Annotated in this window: 16 protein-coding genes; 11 read left to right on the plus strand and 5 right to left on the minus strand. The window is 60.5% G+C overall.

Features of this window, described 5'->3' with window-relative positions:
• Positions 1-26: 26 nt before the first annotated feature.
• Positions 27-3,980: a trifunctional transcriptional regulator/proline dehydrogenase/L-glutamate gamma-semialdehyde dehydrogenase gene (putA, locus tag OQ460_RS02260; RefSeq protein ID WP_410020302.1), complete on the minus strand. Its 3,954-nt coding sequence runs from the start codon at positions 3,978-3,980 to the stop codon at positions 27-29.
• A gap of 29 nt (positions 3,981-4,009) precedes the next feature.
• Here putA and OQ460_RS02265 point away from each other — a divergent pair, with 29 nt between their 5' ends.
• From OQ460_RS02265 to OQ460_RS02275, 3 genes are all read left to right on the plus strand, one after another.
• Entirely contained in the window at positions 4,010-4,282 is a 273-nt protein-coding gene (locus OQ460_RS02265) for a hypothetical protein (RefSeq protein ID WP_410020303.1), read from the plus strand.
• A 157-nt stretch (positions 4,283-4,439) separates the two neighbouring features.
• Positions 4,440-5,924, plus strand: a complete 1,485-nt coding sequence (putP, locus tag OQ460_RS02270) for a sodium/proline symporter PutP (RefSeq protein ID WP_410020304.1) — start codon at positions 4,440-4,442, stop codon at positions 5,922-5,924.
• Between the two features lie 217 nt (positions 5,925-6,141).
• Positions 6,142-6,978: a 23S rRNA (adenine(2030)-N(6))-methyltransferase RlmJ gene (locus tag OQ460_RS02275; RefSeq protein ID WP_410020305.1), complete on the plus strand. Its 837-nt coding sequence runs from the start codon at positions 6,142-6,144 to the stop codon at positions 6,976-6,978.
• 74 nt (positions 6,979-7,052) lie between these two features.
• Here OQ460_RS02275 and msrA read toward each other — a convergent pair whose 3' ends face one another.
• The 4 genes from msrA to aceE form a co-directional block, all read right to left on the minus strand.
• Positions 7,053-7,700 (minus strand): peptide-methionine (S)-S-oxide reductase MsrA, encoded by a 648-nt coding sequence (msrA, locus tag OQ460_RS02280; RefSeq protein ID WP_410020306.1) that lies wholly within the window; start codon positions 7,698-7,700, stop codon positions 7,053-7,055.
• A 72-nt stretch (positions 7,701-7,772) separates the two neighbouring features.
• On the minus strand, positions 7,773-10,463 hold the full coding sequence (locus OQ460_RS02285; protein WP_410020307.1) for a putative bifunctional diguanylate cyclase/phosphodiesterase: 2,691 nt from the start codon (positions 10,461-10,463) through the stop codon (positions 7,773-7,775).
• A gap of 313 nt (positions 10,464-10,776) precedes the next feature.
• Positions 10,777-12,423: a dihydrolipoyllysine-residue acetyltransferase gene (aceF, locus tag OQ460_RS02290; protein ID WP_410020308.1), complete on the minus strand. Its 1,647-nt coding sequence runs from the start codon at positions 12,421-12,423 to the stop codon at positions 10,777-10,779.
• 11 nt (positions 12,424-12,434) lie between these two features.
• Positions 12,435-15,080 carry a pyruvate dehydrogenase (acetyl-transferring), homodimeric type gene (aceE, locus tag OQ460_RS02295; protein ID WP_410020309.1) on the minus strand — a complete coding sequence of 882 codons (2,646 nt, stop codon included), beginning with the start codon at positions 15,078-15,080 and terminating at the stop codon, positions 12,435-12,437.
• 383 nt (positions 15,081-15,463) lie between these two features.
• Here aceE and glnE point away from each other — a divergent pair, with 383 nt between their 5' ends.
• The 8 genes from glnE to OQ460_RS02335 all read left to right on the plus strand — a co-directional run bounded on the left by glnE (position 15,464) and on the right by OQ460_RS02335 (position 25,566).
• Positions 15,464-18,403 carry a bifunctional [glutamate--ammonia ligase]-adenylyl-L-tyrosine phosphorylase/[glutamate--ammonia-ligase] adenylyltransferase gene (gene glnE / locus OQ460_RS02300; RefSeq protein WP_410020310.1) on the plus strand — a complete coding sequence of 980 codons (2,940 nt, stop codon included), beginning with the start codon at positions 15,464-15,466 and terminating at the stop codon, positions 18,401-18,403.
• 201 nt (positions 18,404-18,604) lie between these two features.
• Complete coding sequence (gene waaF, locus OQ460_RS02305) at positions 18,605-19,639, plus strand: lipopolysaccharide heptosyltransferase II (RefSeq protein WP_410020311.1); 1,035 nt, start codon at positions 18,605-18,607, stop codon at positions 19,637-19,639.
• Between the two features lies 1 nt (position 19,640).
• The gene (waaC, locus tag OQ460_RS02310; RefSeq protein ID WP_410020312.1) at positions 19,641-20,702 is read left to right on the plus strand and encodes a lipopolysaccharide heptosyltransferase I; all 1,062 of its coding nucleotides are present in this window, start codon (positions 19,641-19,643) and stop codon (positions 20,700-20,702) included.
• Positions 20,702-21,826 (plus strand): glycosyltransferase family 4 protein, encoded by a 1,125-nt coding sequence (locus tag OQ460_RS02315; RefSeq protein ID WP_410020313.1) that lies wholly within the window; start codon positions 20,702-20,704, stop codon positions 21,824-21,826. The genes waaC and OQ460_RS02315 overlap by 1 nt, the downstream gene beginning before the upstream one ends.
• On the plus strand, positions 21,823-22,629 hold the full coding sequence (rfaP, locus tag OQ460_RS02320) for a lipopolysaccharide core heptose(I) kinase RfaP (RefSeq protein ID WP_410020314.1): 807 nt from the start codon (positions 21,823-21,825) through the stop codon (positions 22,627-22,629). Before OQ460_RS02315 ends, rfaP begins: the two co-directional genes overlap by 4 nt.
• Positions 22,629-23,363 carry a lipopolysaccharide kinase InaA family protein gene (locus tag OQ460_RS02325; protein WP_410020315.1) on the plus strand — a complete coding sequence of 245 codons (735 nt, stop codon included), beginning with the start codon at positions 22,629-22,631 and terminating at the stop codon, positions 23,361-23,363. The genes rfaP and OQ460_RS02325 overlap by 1 nt, the downstream gene beginning before the upstream one ends.
• Positions 23,360-24,112, plus strand: coding sequence for a lipopolysaccharide kinase InaA family protein (locus OQ460_RS02330; protein ID WP_410020316.1), 753 nt, complete (start codon positions 23,360-23,362; stop codon positions 24,110-24,112). The genes OQ460_RS02325 and OQ460_RS02330 overlap by 4 nt, the downstream gene beginning before the upstream one ends.
• Positions 24,112-25,566 carry a lipopolysaccharide kinase InaA family protein gene (locus tag OQ460_RS02335; RefSeq protein ID WP_410020317.1) on the plus strand — a complete coding sequence of 485 codons (1,455 nt, stop codon included), beginning with the start codon at positions 24,112-24,114 and terminating at the stop codon, positions 25,564-25,566. Before OQ460_RS02330 ends, OQ460_RS02335 begins: the two co-directional genes overlap by 1 nt.
• Positions 25,567-25,571 lie beyond the last annotated feature (5 nt).

A 25,571-nucleotide genomic window follows, 5' to 3' on the forward strand; every position in this document is an offset into this window, starting at 1 on the left:
TTGCAGCTTGCAGCTTGTCGCTGCAGTTAACCGATCGTCATCAGGCTGGCGTTACCGCCCGCTGCAGCGGTGTTCACGCTCAATGCACGCTCGATCACCAAGCGTTCCAGGGCAATGCCGGTTTCGCCGGAAGACAAACCGTGAACCCCAACAATCGCCCCGCCACGCTGGGCTACTTGCTGGCACACCGCACGCAGTTGGTCGGAGTCACCGTGGTGCAGGACGGCGTCGAACACTACCTCGTCCTTGCTCCAGTCGGCCACACGCTTGATCTTCGCCTGGATTTCCTTCGGCAGGCGTGGGAACAAAGCCTTGGTCTGCTCGGTTTCCGGCCATACCGCCGAACCACCGACAGCCAATACCGCCGCCAGTTGCGTCAGCAGGTCGCCTTCGACCTCCGCCAGGCACAGCACATGCTCGCGAGGCAGAATGGCGTAGCTGTTGCGCTCACCGGTCGGGCCGGCCAGCTGGCGGGTGATGCCGCTTTGCGATTGCGCGGCGAACTGCACGCACAGGGCGCTCAGGTCGCTGAACTGGTTGCTGTCTGCCCAGGTTTTCAGGGCGGTCAGCGGCTGGCTCATCGCGTCCCGCAGGCGCACATCCGGCGTAGCCAGGGCGTCGCCACGCACGAAGGATTGCTCGATCGCATCGGTAGGACGTGTCGACAGCAGGCGATACAGGTACAGCGGGCCGCCGGCTTTCGGGCCAGTGCCCGACAAGCCTTCGCCGCCGAATGGCTGCACGCCGACCACTGCCCCGACGATGTTGCGGTTGACGTAGACGTTGCCGGCATTGACGTTGTCGATCACCTTGGCGATGGTTTCGTCGATACGAGTGTGTACGCCCAGGGTCAGGCCATAGCCGGAAGCGTTGATCTGGCCGATCAACTGGTCGATTTCCTTGCGCTTGTAGCGCACGACGTGCAGTACCGGACCGAAGATCTCGCGTTGCAGCTCGTCGAAGCTTTCCAGCTCGATCAGGGTTGGCATCACGAAGGTGCCGCGCTTGATTTCTTCGCTGTCGGCAATCGCCACCTGGTACACGCTGCGGCCTTTGTCGCGCATGCCCTGGATGTGTTTCTCGATACCTGCCTTGGCTTCGGCGTCGATCACCGGGCCGATATCTACGGACAAGCGTTCCGGGTTGCCGAGGCGGCACTCAGCCATCGCACCCTTGAGCATTTCGATGACGCGATCAGCAGAATCTTCCTGCAGACACAGTACGCGCAGGGCCGAGCAACGTTGACCGGCGCTGTCGAAGGCCGAAGAAACGACGTCGATCACCACTTGTTCGGTGAGCGCCGACGAATCGACGATCATTGCGTTCTGGCCGCCGGTTTCAGCGATCAGCGGGATCGGGCGACCGTGTGCATCCAGGCGGCCTGCAATGTTGCGTTGCAGCAGGCGCGCGACTTCGGTGGAACCGGTGAACATCACGCCCTTGACGCGCTCATCCCCCACCAGGCGAGCACCGACGCTTTCGCCCTGGCCCGGCAGCAGTTGCAGCACGCCTTGCGGAATGCCGGCTTCGAGCAGCAGACGCACAGCTTGCGCGGCCACCAGTGGAGTTTGTTCGGCAGGCTTGGCCAGCACCGGGTTACCCGCAGCCAACGCTGCAGCCACTTGGCCGCTGAAAATTGCCAGCGGGAAGTTCCACGGGCTGATGCAGACGACCGGCCCCAGAGGGCGGTGGGCATCGTTAGTGAAGTCGTTACGGGCCTGCACTGCGTAATAACGCAGGAAATCCACGGCTTCGCGCACTTCTGCGATGGCGTTGGCAAAGGTCTTGCCGGCTTCGCGGGCCAACAGGCCCATCAGCGGCTGGATCTCGCCTTCCATCAGGTCGGCGGCACGTTCCAGGATCGCGGCGCGCTCGGCGGGCGGGGTGGCCTGCCAGATCGGTGCGGCGTTGAGCGCGCACTGGATCGCATTGTCGACATCGACAACGGTCGCTTCCTGGACGTGGCCCACCACATCACGGTGGTCCGAGGGGTTCAGCACTGGCGATGCCACTTCATCGCTGGATTCGCAGCCGAGCATCGGTGCGGCTTTCCAGTTGTTGTGGGCTGTTGCCAGCAGGGCGCAGGACAGCGACGCCAGGCGGTGTTCGTTGGCCATGTCGATGCCGGCCGAGTTGGCGCGTTCGTTGCCATACAGGTCGCGCGGCAGCGGGATACGCGGGTGTGGCAGGCCGAAGCCACCTTCCAGCGTGGCCATCTGCTCGATGCTGGCCACTGGATCGGCCACCAATTCCTGGATCGAGATGGATTGGTCGGCGATGCGGTTGACGAACGAGGTGTTGGCGCCGTTTTCCAGCAGGCGACGCACCAGGTAGGCCAACAGTGTTTCGTGGGTGCCAACCGGAGCGTACACGCGGCACGGACGGTTCAGCTTGCCTTCGGAAACCTTGCCCACGACCTGTTCATACAAAGGTTCACCCATGCCGTGCAGGCATTGGAACTCGTACTGGCCTGGGTAATAGTTCTGGCCTGCAATGTGATAAATGGCCGACAGGGTATGGGCGTTGTGCGTAGCGAACTGCGGGTAGATAACTTCCGGAACCGACAGTAACTTGCGTGCGCAGGCAATGTAGGAAACGTCGGTGTACACCTTGCGGGTGTACACCGGGTAGCCTTCCAGGCCTTCGACCTGGGCGCGTTTGATTTCGCTGTCCCAGTAGGCGCCTTTTACCAGGCGGATCATCAGGCGATGACGGCTGCGGCGTGCCAGGTCGATCACGTAGTCGATCACATACGGGCAGCGCTTCTGGTACGCCTGAATCACGAAACCGATGCCGTTCCAGCCGGTCAGTTGCGGCTCGAAGCACAGGCGTTCCAGCAGGTCCAGGGACAGCTCCAGGCGGTCGGCTTCTTCGGCATCGATATTCAGGCCGATGTCGTATTGCTTGGCCAACAGGGTCAGAGACAGCAGGCGCGGATACAGCTCGTCCATCACGCGCTCGTACTGGGCGCGGCTGTAGCGCGGGTGCAGGGCGGAGAGCTTGATGGAGATGCCCGGGCCTTCATAAATGCCGCGACCGTGGGAAGCCTTGCCGATGGAGTGGATGGCTTGCTCGTAGGACGCGAGATATTTCTGGGCGTCGTGTTCGGTAAGGGCTGCCTCACCGAGCATGTCGTAGGAGTAACGGAAACCCTTGGCTTCAAACTTGCTGGCGTTGGCCAGGGCTTCGGCGATGGTTTCGCCAGTGACGAACTGTTCACCCATCAGGCGCATGGCCATGTCGACGCCCTTGCGGATCATCGGTTCGCCGCTCTTGCCGATAATGCGGCTCAGGGACGAGGTCAGGCCGGCTTCGTTATGGGTCGACACCAGCTTGCCGGTCAGCAACAGGCCCCAGGTGGCGGCGTTGACGAACAGCGACGGGCTGTTGCCCAAGTGCGGGTGCCAGTTGCCGGTGCTGATCTTGTCGCGGATCAATGCGTCACGGGTGCCTTTGTCCGGGATACGCAGCAGTGCTTCGGCCAGGCACATCAGCGCCACGCCTTCCTGGGACGATAGGGAAAATTCCTGCAGCAGGCCTTGAACAATACCTGCACGGCCGCCGGCGCTCTTCTGATTGCGCAGTTTCTCGGCAATCGAGGCGGCCAGCTTGTTGGTGGCTTCGGCCATTTGTGCCGGCAAGCGTGCCTGTTCGATCAGCATCGGCACCACTTCCGGCTCGGGACGGCGGTAAGCGGCGGTGATCGAAGCTCGCAGTACCGATTGCGGCAGAATGCTTTCGGCGAATTCCAGGAAGCACTGGTGGGCGTGGTCGGCCTGCGCCTCGCCAGCGTCATCGGCATCCTTGCTGCCCGAGCCATTGAGCTCGGTCAAGGTTGCGCCACCCTCGAGTTTCTCCAGGTAATTGAAAATCGCCTGCTTGATCAGCCAGTGCGGCGTGCGATCAATGGAGGTCGCGGCCGCCTTGAGGCGTTCGCGGGTCGGGTCATCGAGTTTGACCCCAAGGGTGGTCGTAGCCATATTTTTATCCTCATGGGTGCCACTACTGCGTGGCATCAGCTGGCGGCAAGATTAGCTTCGCGTCGGAAGAGGTGCAACCGGGTGCAACCCATTTTCTTCTGGAAATGCGCGCAGTTCGTCAGGAAAACTATTTCGCTCGACAGAAACGGCTGCCGATCGGTGCATTTACTTCTGAGTTCGGTGGTTTTTGCTCCGAAAAGGAGCAAAAACAGGCCGTTTGCCGAAAAACACACCTGGGTGCAACTAATTCTCTCGAAACTGGTTGCACCTTATTTGCTTTGTTGAATAGCATTCGCGCCTAAGGTGCAACCACCTGCAAGGTAGGGTTCATCGGCTGATGGCTTTCCTGGGGAAACGTCAGTCATAAATGCGCGGCACGCGGCTTCGTCTACAAGCTACTCTCTTGTAGGCGGGCTGACAGACCGCCGCTACATAAAAACAAAGCCAGGGCGTAACTCAATGAGCGTAAGTAATCCAACCCTGATCACATTTGTGATCTACATCGCGGCAATGGTGCTGATCGGTCTCATGGCCTATCGCTCCACCAATAACCTTTCCGATTACATTCTCGGTGGTCGCAGCCTCGGCAGCGTCGTCACCGCACTATCGGCTGGCGCCTCGGATATGAGCGGCTGGTTGTTGATGGGCCTGCCGGGTGCCATCTACATGTCGGGTCTCTCGGAGAGCTGGATCGCCATCGGCCTGATCGTCGGTGCGTACCTGAACTGGCTGTTCGTTGCCGGTCGCCTGCGAGTGCAGACCGAACACAACGGCGACGCCCTGACGCTGCCGGATTACTTCTCCAGCCGTTTCGAGGATAAGAGCGGCTTGTTGCGGATTATCTCGGCGGTGGTGATCCTGGTGTTCTTCACCATTTACTGCGCTTCCGGCATCGTTGCCGGCGCCCGACTGTTTGAAAGCACATTCGGCATGTCCTACGAGACGGCCTTGTGGGCCGGCGCTGCCGCTACGATCGCCTACACCTTTATCGGTGGTTTCCTGGCGGTAAGCTGGACAGATACTGTACAGGCCACACTGATGATCTTCGCGCTGATCCTGACGCCAATCATCGTGCTGCTGGCTACCGGCGGTGTCGACACTACGTTCCTGGCCATTGAGGCAAAGGACCCGACCAGTTTCGATATGCTGAAAAACACCACTTTCATCGGCATTATCTCGCTGATGGGCTGGGGTCTGGGTTACTTCGGCCAGCCGCATATCCTCGCGCGTTTCATGGCGGCGGATTCGGTGAAGTCGATTGCCAAGGCTCGCCGCATTTCCATGGCCTGGATGATCCTGTGCCTGGCCGGTACCGTAGCCGTCGGCTTCTTTGGTATCGCCTACTTCTCGGCGCACCCGGAAGTGGCAGGCCCCGTGACCGAAAACCCAGAGCGGGTGTTCATCGAGCTGGCTAAGATCCTCTTCAATCCATGGGTTGCCGGTGTGTTGTTGTCGGCCATCCTGGCTGCAGTGATGAGTACCTTGAGCTGCCAGTTGCTGGTGTGCTCCAGCGCCCTGACCGAAGACTTCTACAAGGCTTTCCTGCGCAAGGGTGCTTCCCAGCTTGAGTTGGTATGGGTCGGCCGGATCATGGTGCTGGTGGTTGCGTTGATCGCCATCGCCATGGCTGCGAACCCGGAAAACCGCGTACTGGGCCTGGTGAGTTATGCATGGGCTGGTTTCGGTGCGGCCTTCGGTCCAGTGGTGCTGATCTCGGTACTGTGGAAAGGCATGACCCGTAACGGCGCACTGGCCGGTATCCTGGTCGGCGCGATCACCGTGATCGTATGGAAGCAGTTCGAGCTGCTGGGCCTGTACGAGATTATTCCAGGCTTCCTGTTCGCCAGCCTTGCGATCTACTTCGTGAGCAAGCTGGGCGCGCCGACTGCCGGTATGGTCGAGCGTTTTGACGCAGCGGAAAAAGACTACAATCTCAACAAGTAATTCGCTGGGCGCTGAGCGCCTGTCGAATTGAAAAAGAGGCCCGCGTCCTAAGGATGGCGGGCCTTTTTTTTTGCGTGTGATTAGCGACCACTCGAAGAAGATTCAGACGCTGGGATGTAGGGCGCTGAGGTGTTTACCGGATAAACACCGCCGGGCATCCAGCCCTGCACCTTTACCCGTGTAAAAGGTAAACTTCGCCTCCTGCGCAGGAGCAACCATGAATTATCGTCACGCCTTTCACGCCGGCAACCACGCCGATGTCTTCAAACACCTGGTCTTGACCCGCCTCATCGCCCTGATGTCGCGTAAGGAACAGCCGTTCGCCTACCTCGACACCCATGCCGGGATTGGCCTGTATGACCTGCAGGGTGACCAGGCCAACCGTACCGGCGAATACCTGGAGGGGATCGCCCGTTTGTGGGGCGAGGCCGACCTGCCGGCGCTGACCGCTGATTACATGCGGGTGCTGCACGAGATGAACCCCGATGGCCAGTTGCGCTATTACCCTGGCTCGCCAGAGCTGGCACGGCGCCTGACTCGTCCGCAGGACCGTGTTTTGCTCAATGAAAAACACCCGGAAGACGGCGTGTTGCTCAAGGACAACATGAAGGGCGACCGAAGGGTCAAGGTTCACTTGGGCGAGGGTTGGCACGTACCACGGGCGCTGCTGCCGGTGCCGGAAAAGCGTGCCTTGATGCTGATTGATCCACCTTTCGAGAAACTCGACGAAATGCAGCGCTGCGCCGCGTCGCTCAAGGAAGCCGTGGGTCGTATGCGCCAGACCGTTGCGGCGATCTGGTACCCGGTCAAGGACCAGCGCATGTTGCGCCGCTTCTACCAGGACCTGGCCGGCACCGGGGCGCCGAAGTTGTTGCGCGTGGAGTTGCTGGTGCACCCGCTGGACACCCCCAATAGCCTGAACGGCTCAGGCCTGGCGATTGCCAATCCGCCGTGGGGTCTGGAAGAGGAGTTGCGTGAGCTGCTGCCGTGGCTGTCCAAGCAACTTGGCCAGACCCAGGGCGGGTGGCAGATGGATTGGCTGATTGCTGAATAACCAGATCTCAAGCGGTTACAGAACAAATGTGGGGGCGAGCAAGCCCGCTCCCACATTTTGAATTGCGCTGGCCTTTAGATCGGGCAGGTCACGCCAGTGCCGCCGATACCGCAGTAGCCTTGCGGGTTCTTCGCCAGGTACTGCTGGTGATACGCCTCGGCGAAGTAAACGGTCGGTGCTTCATCGATCTGCGTGGTGATCTCGCCCAGGCCGGCCTTGGTCAGCTCTTGCTGATAAGCCTCGGCACTGGCGTTGGCCGCCGCCAATTGCTCAGGCGTGGTGGCATAGATCACCGAGCGATACTGGCTGCCGATGTCGTTGCCCTGGCGCATGCCTTGGGTCGGGTTGTGCAGTTCCCAAAACATCTTCAGCAGGTCTTCATACTTGATTTTGGCCTGGTCATACACCACCAGCACCACTTCGCTATGGCCGGTCAGGCCCGAGCAGACTTCTTCATAGGTCGGGTTCGGCGTGTAGCCGCCGGCGTAACCGACCACGGTGCTGACCACGCCGTCGCGCTGCCAGAATTTGCGTTCCGCGCCCCAAAAGCAGCCCAGGCCGAAGATCGCAAAGCCGACGTCGTCGGTGAAAGGGCCGAGCAGCGGGTTGCCATTGACGAAGTGCGTTTCGGGCAGCGTCATCGGAGTTTCGCGGCCAGGCAAAGCTTGTTCTTGAGTAGGAAGCACGTTTTTGTTCACCAGAATTTCCGAGCGCAAGACCATGATCAGTCCTCTCAGTCAGATTGAGTAAGGTAAGTAGTCAGACCGCCAGTGTGCCCGAGTGTTACAGCTATGTCAGGCGATTGGCCCGCGCGGATAGCGTTTGAGCTTGTTCAGCAGTTCGGCGCCGGGGATCGGGCGGTCGAACAGGTAACCCTGGCCGACGTCACAGCGATGGCGGCGCAGGAACGCCAGTTGTGCGGCGGTCTCGATGCCTTCGGCGACGACCTTGAGCTTGAGGTTATGGGCCATGGCGATCACTGCCGAGGTGATTTCCATGTCGTCCTGGTTGTCCGGGATTTCATGGATAAAACTTCGATCGATCTTGATGATGTCGATGGGGAATTTCTTCAGGTAACTCAAGGATGAGTAACCGGTGCCGAAATCATCCATGGCCAGGGTCAGGCCGAGACTTTTCAGTTGGTCCAGCTGTAGCCGCGTGTCTTCGGTGGCTTCCAGCAACAGGCCCTCGGTCAGTTCCAGTTCCAACAGGCTGGCCGGCAACTGTTCTTCCCTTAGGATGGTGCCGATGGACGCGACCAGATCAGGGTCGGAAAACTGCTTGGGCGACAGATTGATCGCCACCTGAAGATCGCCCAGGCCGGCGGCGCTCAACTGTTTGCTCATGCGACAGGCCTGCCGTGCGACCCATTTGCCGATGGGGATGATCAGGCCAGTTTCTTCTGCGACGCTGATGAACTGGTCCGGGCGGATCATGCCCTTTTCCGGGTGGTTCCAGCGCAACAGCGCTTCCATGCCCAGCAAGCGTCCGCTGCGCAGGCACAGCTTGGGCTGGTAGAACACGTCCAGCTCGTTCTGGGTGAGGGCGCGGCGCAGGTTGTTTTCGACGAACAGCTTGTAGCTGGCCTCTGCATTCAGGGCCTCGGTAAATATTTGTACCTGATGTTTACCGTTGGCCTTGGCCTTGTGCAGCGCCAGGCCGGCGTTGCGCATCAGGGTCTGGGGGTCGCGTCCGTGCAGCGGTGCGCAGGCCAGGCCCACGGAGCCGGTGACGCTGATCAACTGGTTATCGACGAACATGGGCTTGTCGAGGGTCGTCAGCAATTGGATGGCCATTTGCTGCCCGGCCTCAAGGTCTGTGTCGTCCAGCAATACCGCGAATTCATTGCTGGCAAATCGTGCCAGGCTGCCTCCGGCGCTGAGACTGTTGCGCAAGCGACGCGCCAGGCTGATCAACAGTTTGTCGCCGGTCTGATGACCAAGGCTGTCATTGATCCGTTTGAAATTGTCGATATCCACCAACAGCAGGCTGATAGGGGTATCGCTGTCCCGGGCAAAGCGCTCGTCGAGGTTGCGGATAAATGCCGGGCGGTTGCCCAGGTTGGTCAAGTTGTCGGTGTAGGCCAGACGTTCGATACGCTGCTGGGCCAGCTTGGTCTGGGTGATGTCTTCGTAGATACCGATGTAATGCGTGAGCTCGCGGTTGTCGCCATACACTTTGGATATCGACAATTGGCCCCAGTAAGGTTCGAGGTTTTTGCGCCGGCTCTTGAATTCACCTTGCCAGCTGTTGCTCTTGGCCAGGCTTGACGGTGCGTCGAACAGCAGCTCGCTGAGGTTCTCCAGGGCTGGCAGTTGCGCCAGTCGGTGGCCGTGAACCTCTTCGGTGCTGTACTGGGTGATGGCCGTGAAGCTGGGGTTGACGTATTCCACCACGCCGTCGCAATTGACCAGTAGAAAGGCGTTGGCACTTTGCTCCACTGCCCGTTGGAACAGGTGCAGGGCGCTGGTGGCGGCGCGGCGGTTGTGGTTGTTGATGACCTGGGCAAACTGGTCCGCCAGCTCACCGGCAAAGGCAATCTCATCCGACAGCCATTCCCGGGTGCCTGCACTTTGTTCCAGGCACAGCACGCCAACCACTTGGCCATCGATGCGGATGCTCGCGTCGAGCATGGCGTGAATATCCATGGGACGCAGGCTTTCGACCATCTCACGGGTGCGCGGATCACGCATTGCGTTGGTGGCGTCGATGGCCCGGCTGGTGTGCAGGGCTTCCAGGTAATCGGGAAAGCCGCTGGCATCGATAGGCTGGGGCAGGTGGTGGCGTTGCTTGGCGCGCTGGTAGGCCGAGATGGGAATCAGGCGCTGGCCTTCCAGGTTCCAGATGCTGGCGCAGTCGATCTGGTAGATGTCGCAGGCGCTGCGGGTGATCAGTTCGGCGGCTTCCTGCAGGGAGTTACCGCTGCTGTAGCGTTGCCGGGCCAAGAGCAGGATCAGTTCCTGTTGGGCGCGCACCCGCTCCAAGTGTTGCAACTGCTCTTTCTGGGCGCGCTGGTTCAGCTCCAGGGCAATTTGCAGGCGACTGTTCTGGTCTTCGAGGTCTATTGCAGGCATCTGCGCCGAGCTGCTCGACAGGCCGTCCACCACCATCAGATAGCCGCGCAACAGGTGGCGATTGTGCTGTCTGTAGGCTTCCCCCAGTTCCAGCACGTTAAGCGGGCCGTCATGGGTGTGCAGGGTATAGCGCACTTGGTAATGAGGGCTGGCGCTCAATTGCTGTTGGATGGTGTCGTGCAATTGGTAGCGGGCCTGGGGCTCCATCAAACTTGCATACGGCGAGCCGAGCAGTGAGCACAGCTCTACCGCAGGCAAGCCGAACTGGCGCTCACAGTTGGGATCAAGATACAGCAGTGCCCAGCTTGCCTCATTCAGCCGCTCGAAACGCAGCATACCGAGGCGCGAAGGCACCGGTAGCTGCGTCACGACCTCGGACGCCGTTCGGGCGACATCGGGTTGGCTTTTCATGGGGAACTCGCTTGGAAAATGCGCACTGCGCTGGGCTTTCGCCCTCTTTATTGCTGTCTGCGGCAAGGTTGCATCATGCAGCCCAGACTGACAAGTGAGGATAAAGGCTAAGTGCTATAGGTGCTATATCGGCCGCGAAGTGGTTTTCTGCAATCGGTTTGGCAGATGGTTGCAGGAGCAGGCTATTCAGGATGGGCGCTTGAGAAACAGGCAAAAAAAAGCCCCGCCAAATTGACGGGGTTGAGGTACGAGCGTGGCGCTCGAAAATCGCTACGAGCAGGCCTCCTCGGTGAAAAGGAGGCCTCTCGAAGTGTTACAGCAAGATAGTGCGGATGTCGTTCAGCAGGCTGCTCAGACGCTGGGTGAAGCGCGCGGCAGCAGCGCCGTTGATCACACGGTGATCGTAGGACAATGACAGCGGCAGCATCAGCTTGGGTTGGAACGCTTTACCGTCCCACACAGGCTGGATAGTGGCCTTGGAAACACCAAGGATCGCCACTTCCGGCGCGTTGACGATTGGCGTGAAGCCAGTGCCGCCAATGTGCCCGAGGCTGGAGATGGTGAAGCAGGCACCTTGCATGTCGTCCGCGGTCAGCTTCTTGTCACGGGCCTTGGCAGCCAGCGCAGCCGCCTCGGCCGCCAGCTGCAGCAGGCTCTTCTGATCAACGTTCTTGATCACCGGCACCAGCAGGCCGTCCGGCGTATCGACGGCGAAGCCGATGTGCACGTATTTCTTGCGAATGATCGCCTTGCCGCTTGGCGCCAGCGAACTGTTGAAGTCCGGCAGCTCCTTGAGCAGGTGCGCGCACGCCTTGAGCAGCAGTGGCAGAACGGTCAGCTTGACACCGGCTTTCTCGGCGACGGCTTTCTGCGCAACGCGGAATGCTTCCAGGTCAGTAATATCGGCCTGGTCGAACTGGGTCACGTGCGGGATGTTCAGCCAGCTGCGGTGCAGGCTCGACGCGCCGATTTGCATCAGGCGGGTCATCGGCACTTCTTCGGTTTCGCCGAAGCGGCTGAAGTCCACGACCGGGATCGGCGGAATGCCAGCACCACCGGTGGCAGCGCCGGCAGCCGGAGCTTCCTTGGCTTTCTGCATCATGGATTTGACGTAAGCCTGTACGTCTTCCTTGAGCACGCGACCGTGAGGACCGCTGGCCGATACTGCGTTCAGCTCAACGCCAAACTCACGGGCCAATTGGCGCACCGCAGGGCCGGCATGCACCTTGGCACCGCTTGGCGCAGGTGCGGCAGCCGGTGCCGGAGCGGCCTCGGCTTTGGCAGCAGGCGCAGGGGCGGCGGCAGGAGCGGCTTCAGCCTTGGCGGCCGGGGCAGCAGCGGCTGGAGCCGGTGCAGCAGCAGGCGCAGCGCCTTGGACTTTCAGCTTGAGGATAAAGTCGCCAGTGCCGACTTCGTCTTCGAGCTTGACCGCGATGCTTTCAACCACGCCGGCAGCCGGCGATGGAATCTCCATGGAGGCCTTGTCGGACTCCAGGGTGATCAGCGACTGGTCGGCTTCGACGGTGTCGCCGACCTTGACCAGCAGCTCGATGATCTTGGCCTTGCCCGACGAGCCGATGTCCGGAACGTGAATGTCCTGGACAGTGGCTGCGGCCGGAGCTGTAGCCGGGGCCGCTGGGGCCTCGGCAGCAGCGGCAGGCTTTTCAGCGGTAGCCGGGGCAGCCGCAGGAGCAGCAGCGGCTGGCGCAGGGGCCGCGTCAGCGGCACCTTCGATTTCCAGCTCCAGCAGTTCGTCGCCTTCTTTCAGGCGATCGCCCAGCTTCACTTTCAGGCTCTTGACCACGCCGGCCTTGGGAGCAGGAATTTCCATGCTCGCCTTGTCCGACTCCAGGGTCAGGATGCTCTGGTCGGCTTCGACTTTGTCGCCGACCTTCACAAACAGTTCGATTACTTCACCTTCACCGCTGCCGATGTCAGGTACGCGAATGAGTTCGCTCACAAAAAATCTCCTCAGCAGTCCAGTGGGTTGCGTTTTTCCGGGTTGATCCCGAACTTGACGATAGCGTCAGCCACCACCTTGGGTTCGATCTCACCACGGTCAGCCAAGGCTTCCAGGGCTGCCAACACCACAAAGTGACGGTCGACTTCGAAGAAGTGACGCAGCTTCTTGCGGCTGTCACTGCGGCCGAAACCGTCGGTGCCCAGGACTTTGAATTCCTTGGACGGGACCCACTGGCGAATTTGTTCAGCAAACAGTTTCATGTAGTCAGTGGATGCGATGACCGGACCTTTACGGCCAGTCAGGCACTCCTCGACGTAGCTCAGTGCAGGCTTCTGACCTGGGTGCAGGCGGTTGTTGCGCTCTACCGCCAGGCCATCGCGACGCAGTTCGTTGAAGCTGGTAACGCTCCACACGTCAGCGCCGACGTTGAACTCTTCACGCAGGATCTTCGCCGCCTCACGTACTTCACGCAGGATGGTGCCGGAGCCCATCAGTTGCACGTGGTGCGCCGCTTCCTTGGTGTCTTCCTCGAGCAGGTACATGCCCTTGATGATGCCCTCTTCCACGCCGGCCGGCATGGCTGGCTGCTGGTAGGACTCGTTCATCACGGTGATGTAGTAGAAAACGTCCTGTTGCTCTTCGGTCATCTTCTTCATGCCGTCCTGGATGATCACCGCCAGCTCGTAGCCGTAGGTTGGATCAAAGGTGCGGCAGTTCGGGATGGTGGCAGCCAGGATGTGGCTGTGACCGTCTTCGTGTTGCAGGCCTTCGCCGTTCAGCGTGGTACGACCGGCGGTGCCGCCGATCAGGAAGCCACGGGTACGGCTGTCACCGGCAGCCCAGGCCAGGTCGCCGATACGCTGGAAGCCGAACATCGAGTAGAAGATGTAGAACGGCAGCATCGGCTGGTTGTGGCTGGAGTACGAAGTACCGGCAGCGATGAAGGAGCTCATGGCGCCCGCTTCGTTGATGCCTTCTTCGAGGATCTGGCCCTTCTTGTCTTCCTTGTAGAACATCACCTGGTCTTTATCGACTGGCTCGTAGAGCTGGCCGACGGAGGAGTAGATGCCCAACTGGCGGAACATGCCTTCCATACCGAAGGTACGGGCTTCGTCCGGGATGATCGGGACGATGCGCGGGCCGATTTCCTTGTCCTTGACCAACTGCGCGAGGATCCGCACGAAGGCCATGGTGGTGGAGATTTCACGGTCGCCGGAGCCGTCCAGGATTGCCTTGAGGGTATCGAGTGGCGGCGTCGGGATGTTGAAGCTTTTGGCGCGGCGCTGTGGCACGAAGCCGCCCAGTGCAGTGCGACGCTCGCTGAGGTAGCGGGCTTCGGCGCTGTTTGGCTCAGGCTTGAAGAATGGCAGGTTTTCCAGCTCTTCATCCTTGACCGGGATGTCGAAGCGATCACGGAACAACTTCAGGCTGTCGACATCGACTTTCTTGGTGTTGTGCGCAGTGTTTTTCGCTTCGCCGGCACCGGTGCCATAACCCTTGATGGTCTTGGCCAGGATGACGGTTGGTTGTTCTTTGTGGTTGACCGCTTCGTGGTACGCCGCGTAGACCTTGTACGGGTCGTGGCCGCCACGGTTGAGTTTCCAGATCTCGTCGTCGGACAGGTCGGCAACCATCGCCTTGAGTTCAGGCGTGTTGAAGAAGTGTTCACGCACGAACGCGCCGTCTTTGGCCTTGTAGTTCTGGTACTCGCCGTCGATGACTTCGTCCATGCGGCGTTGCAGGATACCGTCGACGTCCTTGGCCAGCAGTGGGTCCCAGAAACGGCCCCAGATGACTTTGGTTACGTTCCACTGGGCACCGCGGAACACGCCTTCGAGTTCCTGGATGATCTTGCCGTTGCCGCGAACCGGGCCGTCGAGGCGCTGCAGGTTGCAGTTGATGACGAAGATCAGGTTGTCCAGCTTCTCGCGGCCGGCCAGGGAGATGGCGCCCAGGGATTCCGGCTCGTCGCACTCGCCGTCGCCCAGGAAACACCAGACCTTCTGCTTGCCTTCGGGGATGAAGCCACGGGCTTCCAGGTACTTCATGAAACGTGCCTGGTAGATCGCCTGGATCGGGCCCAGACCCATGGATACGGTCGGGAACTGCCAGAAGTCAGGCATCAGCCAAGGGTGCGGGTACGACGACAGGCCGCCACCGTCGACTTCCTGGCGGAAGTTGTTCATCTGGTCTTCAGAGATGCGGCCTTCCATGAACGCACGGGCGTAAACGCCTGGGGAGGTGTGGCCCTGGAAGTAGATCAGGTCGCCGCCGTGTTCATCGGTCGGTGCCTGGAAGAAGTAGTTGAAGCCGATGTCATACAGGGTTGCGCTGGAAGCGAAGCTGGAGATGTGACCGCCCAGGTCAGAATCTTTCAAGTTCGTGCGCATTACCATTGCCATCGCGTTCCAGCGTACCAGCGAGCGAATGCGGCGTTCCATGAACAGGTCGCCAGGCATGCGTGCTTCGTGGGTAACTGGGATGGTGTTGCGGTATGGCGTGGTGATGGCGTAGGGCAGTTGCGAGCCGCTGCGGGTCGCGAGTTCGCCCATACGGGTCATCAGGTAGTGAGCACGGTCTTCGCCTTCTTTGTCGAGAACCGATTCCAGGGCGTCCAGCCATTCCTGGGTTTCGACGGGATCGAGGTCTTGCATGGCTTGCTCCAGGGCGGAAAGGCTACCAGAATCGGTTGCCTGAAGTTTGCGACTGGCCTTGTGGGCAGACGACATAAATTCTTGGATGACCGGAGGTTGCTCCGGCGTCCTGTAGTTTTACTACAAATCGTCGACCATTTCAGCCTTTCGAATGTATATACGAGTAGTAAAACTACACAAGACCGAGGTGGTTGCCCGGTCCGGCTGGTGAGCATAATCGTTATTGTTGATCTTTTGCGAACAAGAAAAGGTAGAAGTTTAATGTCGCCTGCCAAATTTCATCTATTTTCAGCTATTTCTAACTTTTGTTCGACAGTCCTTCACCGTGCGTGGTTCTGGCGTTCACAACCGCAGGCCATTTACGCGCCGATTAAGGATAGACCATGACCCTTCCAATGTTGGTTGAACTGCCGGTCATTCTGCAACCCTTTGCCAGTCGGGCCGAGGATTCGTTTCGCGATGCTGTCGCGCAATTGGCTGACGATCACGGCCTGCCCACCTGGACGCCGCAACGCTGGGCCGACTTTGCCCGGGTATGCGCGGCCAGTGACTTTGTCATTGAACAGAGCCTTCGTGACCCTTTGATGTTGCTTGAGCTGGTGGCCGGTGGTGAGTTGGATCGAGGTTTTGCGCCCGGTGAGCTGTGCGGGCAGATTGCCGCAGCAGTGCAGCAGGCTGACACAGAAGATGAGCTGGGACGCAATCTGCGTCGCCAGCGTACCCGTCAGCAGGTACGCATCATCTGGCGCGACCTGACCCGACAGGCAGACCTGGTGCAGACCTGCCGTGATTTGTCGGACATGGCCGATGCCAGTATCGATCAGGCCTATCAATGGCTGTACCAGCGCCATTGTGTGCAATTTGGCACGCCCACCGGGCGCCGCAGCGGCGAGCCGCAACACATGGTCATCCTGGGCATGGGCAAGCTGGGTGCGGTGGAACTGAACCTGTCGTCTGATATCGACTTGATCTTCGCCTATCCCGAAGGCGGTGAGACCGTGGGCGTCAAGCGTGCCCTGGATAACCAGGAATTTTTCATCCGCCTGGGCCAGCGGCTGATCAAGGCCCTGGATCCGATGACCGTCGACGGTTTCGTGTTCCGTGTCGACATGCGCCTGCGGCCATACGGTTCGGCGGGGGCGCTGGTGCTCAGCTTCAATGCACTGGAGCAGTACTATCAGGATCAGGGGCGCGATTGGGAGCGCTACGCCATGATCAAGGCCCGGGTCGTGGCCGGCGATCAAGTGGCCGGCGCGCAACTGCTCGACCTGCTGCGACCTTTTGTCTACCGGCGCTACCTGGATTTTTCTGCGATTGAAGCGCTGCGTACCATGAAGCAGTTGATCCAGCAGGAAGTGCGCCGCAAGGGGATGGCCGACAACATCAAGCTCGGTTCTGGTGGCATTCGCGAGGTCGAGTTTATCGCCCAGGCGTTTCAACTGATCCACGGCGGGCGCGACCTCAGTTTGCAGCAGCGTCCGCTGTTAAAAGTGCTCGGGACACTGGAAGGCCAGGGCTACCTGCCGCCGGCGGTGGTTACCGAGTTACGCAGTGGCTACGAATTCTTGCGGTACACGGAACACGCAATCCAGGCCATCGCCGACCGCCAGACCCAAATGCTCCCCGACGGTGCCGAGGATCAGGCGCGGATCGCCTTCATGATGGGCTTTACGGGCTGGACCGCGTTCCACGAACAGTTGATGTACTGGCGCGGGCGGGTCGACTGGCACTTCCGCCAGGTGATTGCCGATCCTGATGAAGAGGAGGGTGAGGAAAGCGAGTTGGTGGTGGGTGGTGAATGGTTGCCGTTATGGGAAGAATCCCAGGACGAGGAAGCGGCTTGCCGGCAACTGCAGGACGGTGGTTTCGCTGATGCGCCCAAAGCCTTGAAAGCCTTGGCCAGCCTGCGTGGCAGCCCGCAATTGCGGGCGATGCAGCGCCTTGGTCGTGAGCGTCTGGATGCCTTTATCCCGCGTTTGCTGGCCCAGGCGGTCGAACACGCCAACCCGGATCTGGTGCTGGAGCGGGTGCTGCCGTTGGTGGAGGCAGTTGCCCGACGTTCCGCGTATCTGGTGCTGTTGACGGAAAACCCCGACGCCTTGCGTCGACTGTTGACCCTGTGCGCTGCCAGTCCATGGATTGCTGAACAGATCACCCGCTTTCCGCTGCTGCTGGACGAGTTGCTCAACGAAGGTCGTCTATTCAAGCCGCCCCTTGCACCGGAACTGGCGGCCGAGTTGCGTGAGCGCCTGACGCGGATTCCCGAAGACGATCTTGAGCAGCAGATGGAAGCCCTGCGCCACTTCAAGCTGGCTCATCGCTTGCGCGTAGCTGCCTCGGAAATTGCCGGCAGCCTGCCGCTGATGAAGGTCAGTGACTACCTGACCTGGCTTGCCGAAGCCATTCTCGAGCAAGTGCTGGCCCTGGCCTGGCGCCACACTGTGGCCCGCCATGGCTCGCCGTTGCGCATGGACGGTACCTTGTGCGATCCCGGGTTCATCATTGTCGGTTATGGGAAAGTCGGCGGCATTGAATTGGGGCATGGTTCGGATCTGGACCTGGTGTTTATCCATGACGGTGATCCGCACGCGGAAACCGACGGCGCCAAGCCCATTGACGGGGCACAATTTTTCACCCGGCTGGGGCAGCGGATCATCCATCTGCTGACCACCCAGACCAACTCCGGGCAGTTGTATGAAGTAGACATGCGCCTGCGACCCTCTGGCGCGTCGGGGCTTTTGGTCAGTTCCCTGGGGGCGTTTGCGCGTTATCAGGAGAATGAGGCCTGGACCTGGGAACATCAGGCCCTCGTACGGGCGCGGGTGCTGGTGGGCAGCCAGGATGTCGGCCGCGCATTTGAAGAAGTACGAGCGCGGGTGCTGGGGCGTGCGCAAGACCTGGCGAAGCTGCGCCAGGAAGTCAGCGAGATGCGCACCAAGATGCGTGACAACCTGGGGACCAAGGCCACAGCGGCCGGTACGGCGGCGAATGCCTTCGAGCCCACCGCTTCGTTCGACCTCAAGCAGGACGCCGGAGGTATCGTCGATATTGAATTTATGGTGCAATACGCGGCTTTGGCGTGGTCTGCACAACATCCGACGTTGCTGCGCTACACCGACAATATCCGCATCCTGGAAGGTCTGGAGCAGGTCGGGCTGATGCCCGCCGCCGATGCCCACCTGTTGCGTGAAGTGTATAAGGCCTACCGCTCGGCGGCCCATCGTCAGGCCTTGCAAAACGAGGCTGGGGTGGTTACCGGTGACCAGTTCGCGGACGAACGGCGCCAAGTGAAGCGAATCTGGCATGAGCTGGGGTTAAGCTGAAGTTCGATTAATTGAGCGACGCCAATCTAATGTGGAAATCGGCTTTATGTAGCAGCGGGCTTGCTCGCGATGCAGGTGCTGCGGTCTCTCCAGACCGGGGTGATGCCATCGCGAGCAAGCCCGCTCCCACAAAAGGCGCGATCCACCGTAATTATCGATGCGGGGAGGCATGAGCCTCCCCGCATCGTTTGTGGAAACTACATGAATATTCTGATCGTTGGGCCCAGTTGGGTCGGTGACATGGTGATGGCGCAGACACTGTTTCAGTGCCTGAAACAACGTCATCCCGACTGCCAGATCGACGTGCTCGCCCCCGAGTGGAGCCGGCCGATCCTGGAGCGCATGCCCCAAGTGCGCCAGGCCTTGAGCTTTCCGCTCGGCCATGGCGCCCTGGAACTGGCGACCCGTCGACGCATCGGCAAGTCCCTGGCGGGCCAGTACGACCAAGCGATCCTGCTACCCAACTCGATGAAATCGGCGCTGGTGCCGTTTTTTGCCGGCATCCCCAAACGTACCGGCTGGCGCGGCGAGTTTCGCTATGGCCTGCTCAACGACGTGCGCAAGCTCGACAAGGCGCGTTACCCACTGATGATTGAACGCTTCATGGCCCTGGCTTACGCGCCGAGCGCCGAGTTGCCGACACCGTACCCGCGTCCAAGCCTGCAAATCGACGCGCTCACCCGTGATGCAGCGCTGGCCAAGTTCGGCTTGACCCTCGATCGGCCGGTATTGGCGCTATGCCCGGGCGCCGAGTTCGGCGAGTCCAAGCGCTGGCCGTCGGAGCATTACGCCAAGGTCGCCGAGTTGAAGATCCGCGAGGGCTGGCAAGTCTGGCTGTTCGGTTCGAAAAACGATCATTCAGTGGGTGAAGACATTCGACAGCGTTTGATCCCCGGTTTGCGTGAAGAGGCCGTCAACCTCAGTGGCGACACGTCGCTGGCCGAGGCGATCGACCTGTTGTCCTGCGCTGATTCGGTGGTATCCAACGACTCTGGCCTGATGCACGTTGCGGCGGCGCTGAATCGCCCGCTGGTGGCGGTGTACGGCTCGACGTCACCCGGCTTCACCCCGCCGTTGGCCGACAAGGTTGAAGTAGTGCGCCTGGGCCTGGATTGCAGCCCATGCTTTGATCGCACCTGTCGCTTTGGCCATTACAACTGCCTGCGGCAGTTGTTGCCACAGCCTGTGACAGACGCCTTGCAGCGGTTGCAGGGCTCTGTGGTCGAGGTTCGCTGAGTTGCGGGTACTGGTAATCAAGACCTCATCCCTGGGCGATGTGATTCATGCCCTGCCAGCGTTGACGGACGCGGCCCGGGCGATTCCGGGGATTCGTTTCGACTGGGTGGTGGAAGAAGGCTTTGCCGAAATCCCGACCTGGCATCCGGCGGTTGACAAGGTGATCCCGGTGGCGATTCGCCGCTGGCGCAAGAACCTCTGGCAAACCACCAGGAATGGCGAATGGCGTCGTTTCAAGCAACAGATCCAATCGACTAAATACGATCTGGTGATCGACGCCCAGGGCCTGCTGAAAAGCGCCTGGCTGACGCGCTACGTACGTGCGCCGGTGGCGGGTTTCGACAAGCAGTCGGCGCGCGAACCGATTGCTGCGCGTTTCTATTCCCGACGCCTGGCCGTGGCGCGTGGGCAGCATGCGGTAGAGCGCTTGCGCCAGTTGTTTGCGCTAGCCCTGGGTTATGACTTGCCCAAAGGTCTGGGCGATTACGGCTTGAGCGTCGATAAACTGCTGGGCTTGCCGCCGAAAAAGCCCTTTGTATTGCTGCTGCACGGCACCACCTGGGACACCAAGCATTGGCCCGAAGTCTACTGGCGTGATCTGGCTGAACGCATGGGTAGCCTGGGTATTGATGTGAAATTGCCGTGGGGCAACCCAGCCGAGAAGGCACGCGCCGAGCGCCTGGCCCAGGGCCTGAGCAACGCTGAGGTGTTGCCCAGGCTGAACCTGGCCGGAGTGGCGCAGGTGCTGGCGGGTGCCAGGGCATGTGTCGCGGTGGATACCGGTCTCGGTCACCTGGCGGCTGCGTTGGACGTGCCGACGATTTCCCTGTTCGGCCCGACCAATCCGGGCCTGACGGGGGCCTATGGCAAGGCGCAGATTCATCTGGGCAGCGATTTTCCGTGCGCGCCCTGCCTGCAGAAGAAATGTACTTATCAACCGACTGCCGAAGATCAGCGCCGGTTTGATCTCAAGCGTGAATGGCCACTGTGTTTCACTCGCGTGAATCCCGAGCGTGTGGCAAGTCGACTGAGCACGCTGTTACTGGCTGAGGAGCAGCACTGATGCAACTGGCCTTTGTACTGTACAAATACTTCCCGTTTGGCGGCCTGCAGCGTGATTTCATGCGCATTGCCCTGGAATGCCAGCAGCGCGGCCACAAGATTCGTGTCTACACCTTGATCTGGGAAGGCGATGTGCCGCCCGGTTTTGAAGTGCTGGTGGCGCCGGTCAAGGCGTTGTTCAATCATCGGCGCAACGAAAAACTCTACGCCTGGATCCAGGCTGACCTGGCCAGGCGTCCGGTAGACCGGGTGGTAGGCTTCAACAAAATGCCCGGGCTGGACGTGTATTTCGCCGCCGACGGAGTGTTTGAAGACAAGGCGCAAACCCTGCGCAACCCGATGTATCGCTGGTTCGGTCGCTATAAGCACTTTGCCGAGTATGAGCGAGCGGTATTCGACAAGGACGCCAACACCCAGATCATGGTGCTTTCCGAGCGTCAGCAGGCATTGTTCAGCAAGTACTACGGCACGCCGGCCAGCCGCTTCCACTTCCTGCCGCCCGGCATCAGTCGTGACCGTCGCGCGCCGCCCGATGCGGCTCGGATTCGCGCCGAATTTCGCCGCGAGTTCGGCCTGGCAGAGGACGATCTGCTGCTGGTGCAAATCGGCTCGGGCTTCAAGACCAAGGGCGTCGATCGCAGTCTCAAGGCCGTGGCCGCACTGCCATCGGCGCTGAAGAAGCGCACCCGGCTGTTTGTAATCGGGCAGGACGACCCCAAAGTATTCCAATTACAGAGTGCCGCGCTGGGGCTGGGCGAACAGGTGCAGTTCTTCAAGGGGCGCAGCGATATTCCGCGTTTCCTGCTGGGGGCGGATCTGTTGATCCACCCGGCGTATAACGAGGCGGCCGGCATGGTGCTGATCGAAGCGCTGGTCGCCGGCCTGCCGGTACTGGTGAGTAAGGTCTGCGGCTATGCGTTCTACATCGACCAGGCCCAAGGCGGCCGGGTGTTGGACGAGCCTTTCGAGCAGGACCAGCTCAACCAGTATTTGGTGGATATGCTCGACGATCCACAAGCACGTGCGGCCTGGAGCCGCAATGGTCTGGCCTTCGCTGAGACGGCTGACCTCTATAGCATGCCGCAGTACGCTGCGGACCTGATTCTGGCGGAGCCAAACCGATGAAGTTGATTCTTGCCGAACCGTTCAAGACCTTATGGGCCGGACGCGATGCGTTTGCCGAGGTCGAGAAGCTGGACGGCCAGGTGTACCGTGAACTGGATGCCCGCCGTACCTTGCGTACGGAAGTGGACGGCCACGGCTTTTTCGTGAAAATCCATCGTGGGATCGGCTGGGCCGAGATCCTCAAGAACCTGATCACCGCCAAGTTGCCGGTGTTGGGCGCGGGCCAGGAGTGGCTGGCGATCCAGCGCCTGCAGGCCGCAGGGGTGCCCACCATGACCGCCGTGGCGTACGGCGAGAAGGGCAGCAATCCGGCCGACCAGCATTCGTTTATCGTCACCCAGGAGCTGGCTCCGACTGTCAGCCTCGAAGACTTGAGCATGGACTGGGTCAAGCAGCCACCGAACCCTGTGATCAAGCGCGCGCTGATTGCCGAAGTGGCGCGCATGACCGGCATGATGCATCGCGCCGGGGTCAATCATCGCGACTGCTACATCTGCCACTTCCTGCTGCACACCGACAAACCGTTGGTAGCGGACGATTTCAAGCTCTCTGTGATTGACCTGCACCGTGCCCAGGTCCGTGCGAACATCCCGTTGCGCTGGCGCAACAAGGATCTGGCAGGGCTGTATTTCTCTGCGCTGGACATAGGCCTCACTCGGCGCGACAAGTTACGGTTTCTCAAAGGCTACTTCCAGCAGCCGCTGCGCCAGGTTCTGGTTGAAGAAGCGGCGCTGCTGGCCCTGCTGGAGCGCAAGGCGGCCAAGCTCTATGAGCGTAAACAACGTTACGGGGATGCGCTCTGATGGCGGGTTGGAACCTGGAGCCCGCCTACGCCGCTCTCGCGCATGACTTTGGTAGCCTGGAGGCGGTGTTCGCCCTGCAAGGTGAGCGGCTGACCCGAGATCCGTTGTCAGAGGTCATCCGCGTGGAACGTGGCGGGGTCAACTATTACGTCAAGCGCTACGTCGGTGCGGGCAAGGGCTTGCGCCGCTATCTGGGGCGACCCCGGGTCAAGTCCGAGTGGCAGAACCTCAAGCGTTTTGCCAAATGGGGTATCCCGACGGCCGAAGTGGTCGCTTGGGGGCTGGAGCGCAAGGGGCTGGCCTATGACCGCGGTGCAATGATCACGCGTGAGTTGCCCAGGACTGAGGATCTGTCGGCACTGGCCGAGCGCAAAGATCCGCAATTGTCGGACCCAGTGTGGGTCGACAAGGTCAGCCGCCAGCTCGCCGAGTACACCCGGACCATGCACGACAACCGCTTCACCCACAACGACCTGAAGTGGCGCAACCTGCTGATCGACGACCAGCAAACCTTGTACCTGATCGACTGTCCCAATGGTGATTTCTGGCGTGGGTTCTGGCTCAAGTACCGGATTACCAAGGATCTGGCGTGCCTGGACAAGGTCGCCAAGTATCACCTGTCGACCACCCAGCGTTTGCGTTTCTACATGCAGTATTGCCAGCGCAAACACTTGAGTGCGTCGGATAAACAGCGAATTCGCCACGTGGTGAAGTTTTTCGAGGGGCGCGAATGAGTGATTTCCTGGCGGCCGAGGATCGCGCCCTGCTGGAGCGCAACGACCTGGCAACGTTCGATGCGCTGTGGGCCAAGCAGTTGGACGCGGTAGACGAGCCCAATACCAGTCGTGGAGGCTGGAGCAGCGTGTTCCGCCTGGAGCTGGAAGGCCACGGCTATTACCTCAAGCGCCAGAGCAACTACCTGACGCGCACCCTGTACCGGCCGTTGGGCGAGCCGAGTTTTGCCCGCGAATTCCGCAACATCAGCCGTTATCGCAAGATGGGCGTCCCGGCGCTGCAGGCGGCGTTCTTCGGTGAGCGCAAAGTTGACGGTGAGCATCGCGCGATGCTGCTGACCCGGGCGTTGGACGGCTGGAACGACCTGGACTCGTTGCTTGAGCAATGGAGCACGCTGAGTGGCGCCCAGCACCAGGCAATCCTGCGTGCCTGCGGTCAATTGGCGCGGCAACTGCATAGCGCCGGCCAAGTGCATGGCTGCTTTTATCCCAAGCATATTTTCCTGCAGGCCACCGGCGACGGTTATGCCGCGCAGTTGATTGATCTGGAGAAAACCCGGCCATTGCTGTTTGGCTGGCGCGATCGGGTCAAGGACCTTGAGCCGCTGTTGCGCCGCGCGCCGCAATGGTCGCAGGATCAGGTTCGCTGCTTGTTGGCGGCTTATCTTGACCAATCTGCAGACAGCTCGCTGGTCGACAACTGGGTCCAGCGCCTGACGGCCCGCCGCAATCACAAGGAGACGCGTTGATGCGTTTGTCCGAGCTCAGGAATGCCGGTCGTACCCCCAGCCTGCCGCTTAGCATTGAGCTGGCGGACGCGGCTGGCCCCGGGCAGTTGCAATTGCTCAGCCTGCTGCGGGTATTGCCAGGCCAGCGTTACGTGGGCGCGGCCATTTGGCGCGGGCGCCCGGTGTTGGCCAAGTTACTGGTAGGCAGCAAGGCGGCGCGGCATTTTCAGCGTGAATTGTCTGGCGTGCGGCTGCTGGCAGAGCAAGGCCTGAGCACCCCACTTCTGCTGGCCGACGGGCTCAAGGACGGCGAGGGCGGCTGGCTGTTGTTTGAGTTTTTGGAAGGTGCGCAAAGCCTGGCAGACGCCTGGCATACCGTTGAAGGTTTGCCGCCGCTGGCCGACGCACAGCAGGCAGTATTGGCCGAAGCCTTGGGTGCGATCGCGCAGATGCACGCCAAGGGCTTGTGGCAGGAGGATTTGCACCTGGACAACTTGCTGCGCAAGGACGGCAAGTTGTATTTGATCGATGGCGCCGGAATTCGCGTCGAACAGACCGGCAAGCCGTTGTCGCGTAATCATGTATTGGAAAATTTGGGGGTATTTTTCGCCCAGTTGCCCAAGAGCCTCGAGCCATTCACCGAAGAACTGTTGGTGTACTACCTGTTGAGCAATGGTGAGCATGCGTTGCCGCTCGAAGCGCTGCAAAAACAGGTGCACAAAGTCAGCGCCTGGCGCATGAAAGACTTCATGGGCAAGGTCGGGCGTGAGTGCACGTTGTTCAGCGTGGTGCGCGGCGCTTTTGCCCTGCGCGCGATCCGCCGCGAGGAGGAACCGGCGATGCTGCCGGTACTGGCCCAGGCCGATGCGCTGCTCGATCAGGGCCACCTGTACAAGACCGGCGGTGCGGCCAGCGTCGCCAGGGTCGAGGTCGGCGGTCGGCCACTGGTGATCAAACGCTACAACATCAAGGGTTTTGCCCATTGGCTCAAGCGTTTCTGGCGACCGAGCCGGGCCTGGCATTCCTGGCGCGAAGGCAATCGCCTGGCATTCCTGGGGATCGCGACACCCAAACCACTGGCGCTACTGGAGACGCGGTTTTTCGGGTTGCGTGGCCGCGCCTACCTGATCACTGAATACTTGCCCGGGCCGGATATCATCGAGCGCTTTGCGCCGTATGTTGAAAGCGGCGAGGCGCCCGAGGCTGAACTGCGTGCGCTGGATTATCTGTTCGACGAGCTGATTCGCGAGCGCATCAGTCATGGGGATTTCAAGGGGCACAACCTGTTCTGGCATCACGACCGTTGGGCGCTGATTGATCTGGACTCGATGTGTCAGCATGGTTCGCGCAGTAGCTTTGCACCGGCTTATGCCAAGGATCGTGCGCGATTTATGCGCAATTGGCCGCAGGGCAGTGCGTTGTATCAGGTAATTGATCAGCGCTTGCCCAAGGAGGTTTCGGCCAACGACGTTTAACGGGG

Origin of the sequence: Pseudomonas imrae, assembly GCF_046352735.2 — a bacterium.
Classification (GTDB): Bacteria; Pseudomonadota; Gammaproteobacteria; order Pseudomonadales; family Pseudomonadaceae; genus Aquipseudomonas; species Aquipseudomonas imrae.